Source organism: Streptomyces daqingensis, assembly GCF_014645895.1.
GTDB lineage: Bacteria > Actinomycetota > Actinomycetes > Streptomycetales > Streptomycetaceae > Streptomyces > Streptomyces daqingensis.
In genome coordinates this window covers 81,647-91,529 of the sequence record NZ_BMMP01000001.1, presented here as the reverse complement: position 1 = coordinate 91,529, position 9,883 = coordinate 81,647, and the positions used below count along the sequence as shown (strand labels likewise).

Genomic DNA, 9,883 nt, shown 5'->3' with positions numbered 1-9,883 from the left:
CCCGCAAAGACCGCCGATGCGGAGGTGTGCGGCGGCGCCGTCTGATGACGCCGGGAGTTGACGGTGAGCTACGGGCGGTGGCCGCCAGCGCCTTCCTCCGGCGCGACCACGTGTTCGTCGGCCCTGAGACCGTGTAGTGCCCACAGCCCGTACAGGGCCAGCAACGGTTTGACGAAGATCCGCTCGCCGGGACGGTAGTCGTCCGCAGGCACCAGTCTCTGAGCGAGGTCCGGGCGCTGCCGCCGCAAGTACACGCGCGCCTTGAGCGCATGGGCCGGCTGCGAGACGATCTTGACGCGGTCCGCGTCTTCGAGGAGTGGGATGACGTTGATGATGTTCTCCCACGTCGTCGTGCTCTGGTCTTCGAGGAGCACCGTGCCGTCGAACCCGAGCACAGACTTCGCGTAGTGGGCCATCACCTGAGCCTCCGTGGTGCCGGTTCCGGTGCCGGTCGCGCCGCCACTGAAGATCACGCAAGTCCGCCGCGCATCATCAGCGGCGATGGAGCGGATTCCAGCGCGGACGCGCCACCGGTTGACCAAGTTCGCCGTGGCCTGGGTGTTGCGGTAGCCCAACACCACCACGGCCACCGAACCGCCCGCGCTGTTCCCCACAAGGGCTCGGGACCAGCGCCAGTTCAGGCATTCGCCCCAGACCAGGGTCGCAGCCCCTCCGATCGCCAGTGCTGTCCATCGCCGCATGCGGCGACTCTAGGCACCTCGGCGCCGGGTCGCGCGAGAAACCGATCGGTGGCCAGAGAGGCGAGCGGGCACGCTCAGCCGAGGAAGCCGAGGGCCACCAGGCAGCCCGCCCCGCCGAGCACCATGAAGAGCGGCATCAGCACCCGCGTCTCCACCCATGCTCCTGCCCGGAACCGCATGAACTTCGGTGTGCCCAGCGGGTACCAGCGCTTCCCATTTATCGGCACGGGCCAGAGGACGGGGCACCCGGAGATCGTGATCGCGTCCCCGATGTTGTGGACGAGCGCGCCCAGCACGATGGGCAGCCCCAGCCACAGGTACTCCTGCCCGGGGCCCGAGAACAGCCAGTCGGATCCGTTGCCGGGCTGGTCGAGGACTCCCGCGAGCGACCAGGCGCTCGTCGCCCCGAGCAGCCAGACCAGCACGTCGGAGGAGACACGGGCCGCACGCCACAGGAGGCCTTCCACCGCGAGCACCATGTGGATGAAGAGGATCACCAGCACTGCCCAGCGCCCGCCGAAGACCGCCGCAGCGGAGAATCCGACTCCGAGGAAGAGCGCCCAGGGCCAGGTGTGGGTGAGCGTCCGGTGGCCGCCGGAGCGGCGGCGCTCCCCGCCGCTGCGCGTCGCGTTGTAAACGCTCTCCGAGATCTTGTCGATCACACCGCACAACGCCCTGGAGATCGGACCGAAGGCGCGGGATATCGTCGCCGACCTGTGGTCGAGGTCGGGGGCCAGCGCGGCGCCGGAGCAGATCAGCGTTCCCGCGAGAAGGACGGGCCAGGGCATCGGGTGGTCCAGCGCAGCCGCGGCCGCTCCAGCTCCGAGCCAGGCCGCCGCTCCTGACAGCGAATGCGCCGGTCCCATCATGTTCTGTCTCCCCCGCCTTCTCTCTGTCACCGGTGCCGTGCTCCGCATCCGGCTCCGGCCGCCAACTGACCACCGTCGGCGCCGTGATGGGCCGTTCCTCTGACGCCTGGCCGGCGTCACAGCGTATCGGCAGATGATCAGCACGCGAGCACCGGTTCCCGTATCCGCGACCGAGGGAGGCAGTATGGGGGGCGTGACAGCCACCCTTATCGATCAGATGCCGGACGACGCCGAGCCCGACGCGCTCTACGAAGCCTTCGCGGGCTGGGCCGAGGAGAGGGGGATCTCCCTCTATCCGGCACAGGAGGAGGCGCTGATCGAGGTTGTCTCCGGCGCGAACGTGATCCTTTCGACCCCGACCGGCTCGGGGAAGAGCCTGGTCGCCGCCGGTGCTCACTTCACGGCTCTCGCCCGGGACGAGGTGACCTTCTACACCGCGCCGATCAAGGCACTGGTCTCGGAGAAGTTCTTCGACCTGTGCAAGATCTTCGGCACCGAGAACGTCGGCATGCTCACGGGCGACGCCTCCGTCAACGCCGACGCTCCCGTCATCTGCTGCACGGCCGAGGTGCTCGCGTCCATCGCGCTGCGCGACGGAGCCGACGCGGACGTCGGTCAGGTGGTGATGGACGAGTTCCACTTCTACGCGGAGCCCGACCGCGGCTGGGCCTGGCAGATTCCGCTCCTGGAACTGCCGAACGCGCAGTTCGTGCTGATGTCGGCGACTCTCGGAGACGTCACACGGTTCGAAGAGGACCTGACACGGCGTACAGGGCGCGACACGGCGGTCGTGAAGTCGGCCAGCCGGCCCGTCCCCCTCTCCTACGAGTACCGGACCACCTCCCTCACCGAGACGGTCACCGAACTGCTGGAGACCCGTCAGGCGCCCGTCTACATCGTGCACTTCACGCAGGCTCAGGCCGTGGAGCGTGCGCAGGCGCTGATGAGCATCAACATGTGCACCCGCGCCGAGAAGGACGAGATCGCCAAGATCATCGGCAACTTCCGCTTCACCACCCGCTTCGGCCGCAATCTCTCCCGCTACGTGCGCCACGGCATCGGTGTGCACCACGCGGGCATGCTGCCCAAGTACCGCCGCCTGGTCGAACGCCTCGCCCAGGCGGGGCTGTTGAAGGTCATCTGCGGGACGGACACGCTGGGCGTCGGAGTCAACGTGCCCATCCGCACTGTGCTGTTCACCGCCCTCACCAAGTACGACGGGACGCGCGTCCGCACCCTGCGGGCCAGGGAGTTCCACCAGATCGCCGGCCGTGCGGGCCGCGCCGGGTTCGACACCTCCGGCTTCGTCGTCGCCCAGGCTCCCGAGCACGTCGTCGAGAACGAGAAGGCACTCGCCAAAGCCGGGGACGACCCGAAGAAGCGCCGCAAGGTCGTCCGGAAGAAGGCGCCGGAGGGCTTCGTCAACTGGGGCCAGCAGACCTTCGAGAAGCTGATCGCCTCCGATCCGGAACCGCTCAACTCCCGCTTCCGCGTGACGCACGCGATGCTGCTCTCCGTGATCGCCCGGCCGGGCGACGCCTTCAGCCAGATGCGGAAGCTGCTGGAGGACAACCACGAGGACCGCCGCTCGCAGCTCCGCCACATCCGCCGGGCCATCGCCATCTACCGGTCGCTGCTGGACGGCGGAGTCGTCGAGCAGCTGGACGAGCCGGACGCGCAGGGCCGGACCATCCGCCTCACCGTGGACCTCCAGCAGGACTTCGCGCTCAACCAGCCCCTCTCGACTTTCGCGCTGGCCTCGTTCGAGCTGCTGGACCCCGAGTCGCCGTCCTACGCGCTGGACATGGTGTCCGTCGTCGAGTCGACCCTCGACGACCCTCGGCAGATCCTCGCCGCCCAGACCAACAAGGCCAAGGGCGAGGCCGTCGCCGAGATGAAGGCGGAGGGCATCGAGTACGAGGAGCGCATGGAACGGCTGATGGACATCAGCCACCCCCGTCCGCTGGAGGAGTTGCTCTTCCACGCCTACGGCCTCTACCGCAAGTCGCACCCGTGGGTGGGCGACCACCCTCTCGCGCCCAAGTCCGTCGTCCGCGACATGTACGAGAAGGCGATGACCTTCTCCGAGTTCGTCTCCTTCTACGAACTCGCGCGCACGGAGGGCATCGTGCTGCGCTATCTCGCCGGCGCCTACAAGGCGCTGGAGCACACCGTCCCCGACGAGAAGAAGTCCGAAGACTTCCAGGACATCATCGAGTGGCTCGGCGAGATGGTCCGCCAGGTCGACTCCAGCCTGCTCGACGAGTGGGAGCAGCTGGCCAATCCCGAGGACGAGAACGCGGAGGAGGCGCAGGAGCGGGCCGATCAGGTCAAGCCGGTCACCGCGAACGCACGCGCGTTCCGGGTCCTCGTACGGAACGCCATGTTCCGTCGGGTCGAACTCGCCGCCCTCGACAAGGTGGCCGAGCTGGGTGAACTCGACGCCGACGCCGGCTGGGACGAGGACGCGTGGGGAGAGGCCATGGACGCCTACTGGGACGAGTACGACGACCTCGGCACCGGACCCGACGCCCGGGGACCGCGCCTCCTCCAGATCGAAGAGGTCCCAGAGGAGGCGCTGTGGCGGGTCCGGCAGACTTTCGCCGACCCCTCCGGCGATCACGACTGGGGCATCTCCGCGGAGGTGGATCTCACTGCTTCGGACGAGGAGGGGCGCGCCGTGATCAAGGTGACGTCCGTGGGCCAGCTGTGAGCACTCCGTACGCCGCGACCAGGGAGCAAGCACGATGACCAGCCCCGCCGAACAGCTCGCCGGGCTCCTCGACCTGGAACAGATCGAGATCAACATCTTCAGGGGGCGCAGCCCCCAGGAGAACCTCCAGCGCGTCTTCGGCGGCCAGGTCGCCGGGCAGGCGCTCGTCGCCGCGGGCCGCACCACCGACTTGCAGCGGCCGGTGCATTCGCTGCACGCGTACTTCCTGCGCCCGGGGACACCGGGCGTGCCCATCGTGTACCAGGTCGAGCGGGTGCGGGACGGGCGGTCCTTCACGACCCGCCGCGTCGTCGCCGTCCAGCAGGGCCGGACCATCTTCAATCTCACCGCCTCCTTCCATCAGCCCGAACCGGGCATCGAGCATCAGGTCTCCATGCCCGAGGTCCCGGATCCCGAGACCCTTCCGAAACTCGCCGGCGAGCTCCGGGACCACCTGGGCGAACTCCCCGAGTCGCTGGAGCGCATGGAGCGCCGGGTCGCGTTCGACATCCGCTACGTCGAGCGGCTGCGCTGGGACACGGAGGACCTGAGGAACGCCGAACCGCGCAGCGGAGTGTGGATGCGGGCGATCGGCTCACTCGGCGACGATCCCCTCGTCCACACCTGCGCGTTGACCTACGCCAGCGACATGACCCTCCTGGACGCGGTGCGTATCCCCGTCGAACCGCTGTGGGGGCCGCGCGGGTTCGACATGGCCTCCCTCGACCACGCGATGTGGTTCCACAGGCCGTTCCGCGCCGACGAGTGGTTTCTGTACCAGCAGGAGTCACCCATCGCGACCAGCGGCCGCGGCCTGGCCAGAGGCCAGATCTTCGACCGCGACGGCAAGTTGATCGTGTCGGTGATGCAGGAAGGGCTGTTCCGCCCGCTGTAGGGCGAACGAGCCCTCACGGGAACCGCCCTTCAGAAGGCCGGACGTCTCAGCTCTCCCTCGCGACGCCACCAGGCGGCTCCCCGGCGTGGCCCACGCATCCTGTGGAGCAGTTGCGCTCTGCGCCTCACCACGGACGGTCCTGCCGTCCTGGCGGAATCCTGCCCGGCTGCCCGCGCCTTGCATCCGGCGGCCTCCGGCCGGTCATGGCCGGGCAAGCCACCTCCCGAGCTGCTGGTGTACGTCCCGGGGACCACGTCCGGCCGCCTCCTTGTAGCTGGCCCGGAGCCGGGCAGGGTGAGCGGAGGGCCGGGTTCGGCTCCTCCCCCGGCGTCTGCCTCTCCCGCCCCGCGTGGAGCCGGGCACCGCGCGGAAGGACCGCCGGCCTCCGGCTCGGCTCCGGCCTCGCCGTCCCGGTGCTGTGCGGCGCGGGCGTCCTGCAGCTCCGCCTCCAGCATCAGCCGGTGCCAGAGGACCTCGTCCTCCGCCTCCGCCACGCAGAGCGCTTCGGCTACCTCCCTCGTAGCCGTCGACTCGCCGCGCACCACCATCAACTCAGGCCGGAGAGACTGCAGCAGGGCACGCTCCCCTGCGTCCGGTACGGCTACGCGCAGCACTTCGGGCGTCAGCACCGCCGACCGTGCCGCTGCCACTTCCCACGGCCGCCCCGACGCCTGACGGCAGAGCTGGCCGACCCTGCGCCCGCGCCAGTGCCGGGGACGGTAATCCACTCCCTCACCCAGCAGCATCCGCAGCCCCCTCGGAACCGCACCGGTGAGCAGCTCGGGGCGCCGCCCCGCGAACGCCTCCAGCTCCCTGGCCAGGTACAGCCAGACCACGGCCCTGTAGCGGTTGACGTAGAAGCGCACGGGGCTGAAGCAGCCGCCCCTCGCCAGCCGCGCGAATCGAGCGGTGCAGATACCCAGCAGCTCGGCGCCCTCACCGGCGTCCACCACACGCAGCCGCTCCTCGAAGCTCTGCGGGAACCCGGCCGACTCCTCCAACCGGGCAATCTCCTCTCGCGGAACACGGCGCTGGTCCTTGGCGCCGCCTTCGCTGCGGATCTCCCCGATCTGGACGGCCAGCTCCAGCATCTTGGGCCGCAGTCCCAACTCCCGCGCGGCCGTGCTCATCGCGACATCGTCCTGCATGACTCTCCCCGTCGTCATCCGAGCCGCCGCCCTTGCGGCGACTACTGACAGTGACGACATTAGACGTCTGCGGGACTTCGCGCCTCCCCTGTGGATAACTCCCCGGCCGGGCCGTTACGTCCCGTTCCGCGCGGGCAGACCGAGGTGCTCGCCGACGCGGTTGACCAGCAGGGTCATCTCGTACGCGACGGCGCCGACGTCCACTTCCTCCCCCGTGAGGACGCACAGGCAGCTGCCCTCGCCCGCTGCCGTCACGAAGAGCAGCCCCTCCTCGAACTCGATCATCGTCTGGCGTACGGGCCCCGCCCCGAAGTGTGCTCCCGACCCCTTCGCAAGGGACTGCAGGCCGGACGCGACGGCCGCGAGATGCTCGGCGTCCGTCTTCTCCAGGCTCTGACTGTTCGCGGTGACCAGACCGTCGGTCGAGAGCACCATTGCGTGCTTCACGGCCGGTATCCGCTCGGTGAGGTCGTCGAGCAGCCAGTCGAGCCCTGTATTCAGCGCCATTGCGGCGTTCCCCCTTCTTCACATCAGCTGCCGTGCCACCCCTACCCACCACGAAGCGGTGAGCAACCACACGCTCACATGCGGCATTCACGTCCGCGGTCCACGTACGACGGGCGCAGTATGTACGCATGGCTGAGAAGATGACGGAAGACGGCTGGCGCAGTTTCCTCTCCGAGGGCACCCGCACCGCCAAACTCTCGACGGTGCGCGCGGACGGCAGCCCGCATACTGCCCCTGTCTGGTTCGTGCTCGACGGCGACGACGTCGTCTTCACCACCGGCGAGGAGACCGTCAAGGGCCGCAACCTGGCACGGGACGGGCGTGCCGCCCTGTGCGTCGACGACGAGCGGCCGCCGTACGCGTTCGTCGTCGTCCAGGGCCGGGCGGAGCTGAGCGACGATCTGGAGACGATGAAGCACTGGGCGACGCGCATCGGCGGCCGCTACATGGGCGAGGACGCCGCGGAGCGGTTCGGGGCTCGCAACGCCGTCCCCGGCGAACTGCTCGTGCGGCTGCGGATCGAGAAGGTCGTGGCGCTGTCCGGCATCGCCGACTGACCAAGCGCGCTGCCCGGTGCGACCGTCGGACCGCGCTCCGGGCAGTGCGACATGATGGCCTGCATGCCGCACCAGCCGAGTGACGAGTCAGCCCGCGTACGTGAGTTCTTCGCCGTCCGCGCCGCCGGATGGGACGCACGCTTCCCGGACGACGGGCCCGCATACGCCATGGCGGTGGACGAACTGGGCCTGCACGAGGGCGACACCGTGCTCGACGCGGGCTGCGGAACGGGGAGAGCACTGCCTGCGCTGCGCGCCGCCGTCGGGCGGACCGGCACGGTACTCGCGGCGGACCTCACGCCGGAGATGCTCGCTGCGGCGGTCGAAGCCGGCCGGCGGAACCTGGGGCAGCTGCTCGTCGCCGACGTGGGGCGGCTGCCGCTGTCCGACGGCTGCCTCGACGCCGTCTTCGCCGCCGGCCTCATCTCCCATCTTCCCGCCGCGGGGCCGGGACTGTCCGAACTGGCCCGCGTGGTGCGCCCGCACGGCAGGCTCGCGCTCTTCCACCCGGTGGGCCGCGCTGCGCTCGCGGCGCACAAGGGGCGCACCCTGACAGCGGACGACGTGCGCGCCCTGCCCAACCTCCGTTCGCTGCTGGCCGCTGCGGGATGGGAACTGACGTCCTACGCGGACGAGGACGACCGCTATCTGGCTCTGGCGACCAGGAGGCCCTGAGCGCCAGGGCCGCCGCCGCCCACCCGTCTGCGGGCTACTCCGTGCCGTGCGGTACGGGACATCCCGGAGTTCCAGGGGACGTCCGCCCGCCCGTTCCCGGAAACGTCCCGAGGTCCTCGATGCGGTAGCCGGCCGGGTAGCCCGGATAGCCCTTGATCTCCGGGTTCTGCCGGGCGTAGTGCGGCGAACGGCGCGGAGGCAGCAGCCGGACCGCTCGTCCCCGCAGCCGCAACGCGCCCTGCACGGCCCGCCGCACAGCAGGGTGCGGCGGGGAGTAGCGGAACGTCCGCAGCAGCGAGTCGTCCAGCAGTGCCTTGCCGGCACCACGCACTGCGGGTGCGAGGGGCGAGGGGTACCAGGAGGCCATGAGGTCCAGCGTCGAGTCCGAGACCGTGCGGGCCTGCGGGTCCCAGGCGAAGTGGGCCTCTTCGTACTCGTCGAGGCACTTCTCGAACTCCGCGTAGCAGGACGGGATGCCGCTGATGCCCATGTGCCTGCCGAGAGTGCGGTAGTAGACGGCGGCCGCGTGCTGCTCGTGCGAGGACAGGCGCCGCCAGCCGTAGGCGTCGAGCCAGCGCTTGGGCATCACGACGAAGGTGCACAGCACGTACCGCATGTCGTCGTTCGTGATGTCGTAGCTGCGGTGCATCTGGTTGATCCGGCGGATCGCGGTTCGTCCCTCGTCTGAGGAGAAGCCGTGTTCGACGACGGCGTCGAGAAGCAGGGAGGTGTCGTCGTAGCGCTTCTGCGCCCGCTGGGTGAGTTCAGCCGTACGGGCGAGCAGACGTCCGATGCTGGGCACCGCGTAGGTGCGGTAGAGGGCGAGTTCGAGGGAGCGTGCGTAGTCCCAGGGGAACTCGTAGGTGGCACTGAGCCGGTAGATCTCCAGGAAGTCGGTCTCGGGGTCGAGTTGCAGGATGTGCTTGAGGCGGTCGTATCTCTGCACGCTGCGTCCCTCTCATCTGCGGCCCTGCCCTGTCGGCGAACTGACTCTAGGGTTAAGGTTCCCGGCATCTGACGGAAGGGGAGACCAGGTGGCCGCTGACGACGACGCGCTGTACGTGCTGACGGCCGTACTGCTGACTCCCGCCCAGTTCCCCAGCGTTCTCGGCGATGACTACCCCGAAGCCTGCGCACGACTCCGCCTGGAGCCGTACGCGGAGGGCTACGGACTCGTGCTGGGGCAGGACGGCGAGGGCGCCCGGTGGACGGTCGCCACGGACGACGTGACGCTCGTCGCCTGCGCGGTCGCGGCCTGGGACTGCGGCATGGAGTACGACCTCTCCCCCTCCGAGAGTTCGGTCGCGGCTGTGCTTCCCGGCTGGCCGCTGGCTCTGGCGGTCGCGGCACCGGGCGTGCCCGCGCCGCACGATCCCGAGCCCGACTCCCAGCAGGAAGGCGGCCACGACGTGCTCGTACCGCCGGACACGGAGCAGTGGGGTCCCGCTCAACGACGGCTCGGTGCCGACGAGATCGCGCTGCAGTGGGCGGCCTGGCGTGAACAGGTCGACGACGAGGTGGAGTTCGTCGAAGCCGGAGAGCAGCCCAACGAATCGGTGAAGCGCGTCCTCGACGAGGTGCGGGCCTACCTCCACGACCCGCCGCCACCCGGCCGGATACGCTCCGCGTTCGCGTCCGGCGACGCGCGCACGCTGCGTGCCGACGGTCCTGGCTGGAGCATGGTGGCGCGTACCGACGACATCGCGTTCCTGCTGCTGGACGAGGAGCCGGGCGAGGTGCTGCCGGTCGGGCGTGGCAGCGAACTCCCGCAACTGCTTGAAGCGCTCGACGAAGTCGCCCTGCGCCCGGCGGCCTGAC

At 69.7% G+C, this 9,883-nt stretch carries 10 protein-coding genes; 5 read left to right on the top strand and 5 right to left on the bottom strand.

Annotated elements, in window-relative coordinates; genetic code table 11:
* Positions 1-68: 68 nt before the first annotated feature.
* Positions 69-701 (bottom strand): YdcF family protein, encoded by a 633-nt coding sequence (locus IEY56_RS00410; protein WP_189035008.1) that lies wholly within the window; start codon positions 699-701, stop codon positions 69-71.
* A gap of 74 nt (positions 702-775) precedes the next feature.
* On the bottom strand, positions 776-1,570 hold the full coding sequence (locus IEY56_RS00405; protein WP_189035007.1) for a metal-dependent hydrolase: 795 nt from the start codon (positions 1,568-1,570) through the stop codon (positions 776-778).
* A 184-nt stretch (positions 1,571-1,754) separates the two neighbouring features.
* Between IEY56_RS00405 and IEY56_RS00400 the strand changes: the two genes are divergently transcribed.
* Together IEY56_RS00400 and tesB are read left to right on the top strand one after the other, a co-directional pair.
* On the top strand, positions 1,755-4,283 hold the full coding sequence (locus IEY56_RS00400; protein ID WP_189035006.1) for a DEAD/DEAH box helicase: 2,529 nt from the start codon (positions 1,755-1,757) through the stop codon (positions 4,281-4,283).
* 34 nt (positions 4,284-4,317) lie between these two features.
* Positions 4,318-5,178, top strand: coding sequence for an acyl-CoA thioesterase II (tesB, locus tag IEY56_RS00395; protein ID WP_189035005.1), 861 nt, complete (start codon positions 4,318-4,320; stop codon positions 5,176-5,178).
* Positions 5,179-5,207: 29 nt separating this feature from the next.
* Here tesB and IEY56_RS00390 read toward each other — a convergent pair whose 3' ends face one another.
* Both IEY56_RS00390 and IEY56_RS00385 read right to left on the bottom strand, forming a co-directional pair.
* Entirely contained in the window at positions 5,208-6,326 is a 1,119-nt protein-coding gene (locus IEY56_RS00390) for a DUF6397 family protein (protein ID WP_189035004.1), read from the bottom strand.
* Between the two features lie 114 nt (positions 6,327-6,440).
* Positions 6,441-6,833 (bottom strand): roadblock/LC7 domain-containing protein, encoded by a 393-nt coding sequence (locus IEY56_RS00385; protein WP_189035003.1) that lies wholly within the window; start codon positions 6,831-6,833, stop codon positions 6,441-6,443.
* Positions 6,834-6,961: 128 nt separating this feature from the next.
* On the opposite strand from IEY56_RS00385, the gene IEY56_RS00380 reads away from it, so the two are divergent.
* Complete coding sequence (locus IEY56_RS00380) at positions 6,962-7,390, top strand: PPOX class F420-dependent oxidoreductase (protein WP_189035002.1); 429 nt, start codon at positions 6,962-6,964, stop codon at positions 7,388-7,390.
* Positions 7,391-7,453: 63 nt separating this feature from the next.
* The gene (locus tag IEY56_RS00375) at positions 7,454-8,065 is read left to right on the top strand and encodes a class I SAM-dependent methyltransferase (RefSeq protein ID WP_189035001.1); all 612 of its coding nucleotides are present in this window, start codon (positions 7,454-7,456) and stop codon (positions 8,063-8,065) included.
* A 34-nt stretch (positions 8,066-8,099) separates the two neighbouring features.
* Here the strand turns inward: IEY56_RS00375 and IEY56_RS00370 are convergent, their stop codons facing one another.
* Positions 8,100-9,011, bottom strand: a complete 912-nt coding sequence (locus IEY56_RS00370) for an oxygenase MpaB family protein (RefSeq protein ID WP_189035000.1) — start codon at positions 9,009-9,011, stop codon at positions 8,100-8,102.
* Positions 9,012-9,099: 88 nt separating this feature from the next.
* On the opposite strand from IEY56_RS00370, the gene IEY56_RS00365 reads away from it, so the two are divergent.
* On the top strand, positions 9,100-9,882 hold the full coding sequence (locus tag IEY56_RS00365; RefSeq protein ID WP_189034999.1) for a hypothetical protein: 783 nt from the start codon (positions 9,100-9,102) through the stop codon (positions 9,880-9,882).
* Position 9,883: the final 1 nt, after the last annotated feature.

What these genes read in the sequence shown, in the direction of transcription:
- IEY56_RS00410 (WP_189035008.1), bottom strand. Translation starts at nt 701, where the DNA reads ATGCGGCGATGGACAGCACTGGCGATCGGAGGGGCTGCGACCCTGGTC.
- IEY56_RS00405 (WP_189035007.1), bottom strand. Translation starts at nt 1,570, where the DNA reads ATGATGGGACCGGCGCATTCGCTGTCAGGAGCGGCGGCCTGGCTCGGA.
- IEY56_RS00400 (WP_189035006.1), top strand. Translation starts at nt 1,755, where the DNA reads ATGGGGGGCGTGACAGCCACCCTTATCGATCAGATGCCGGACGACGCC.
- tesB (WP_189035005.1), top strand. Translation starts at nt 4,318, where the DNA reads ATGACCAGCCCCGCCGAACAGCTCGCCGGGCTCCTCGACCTGGAACAG.
- IEY56_RS00390 (WP_189035004.1), bottom strand. Translation starts at nt 6,326, where the DNA reads ATGCAGGACGATGTCGCGATGAGCACGGCCGCGCGGGAGTTGGGACTG.
- IEY56_RS00385 (WP_189035003.1), bottom strand. Translation starts at nt 6,833, where the DNA reads ATGGCGCTGAATACAGGGCTCGACTGGCTGCTCGACGACCTCACCGAG.
- IEY56_RS00380 (WP_189035002.1), top strand. Translation starts at nt 6,962, where the DNA reads ATGGCTGAGAAGATGACGGAAGACGGCTGGCGCAGTTTCCTCTCCGAG.
- IEY56_RS00375 (WP_189035001.1), top strand. Translation starts at nt 7,454, where the DNA reads ATGCCGCACCAGCCGAGTGACGAGTCAGCCCGCGTACGTGAGTTCTTC.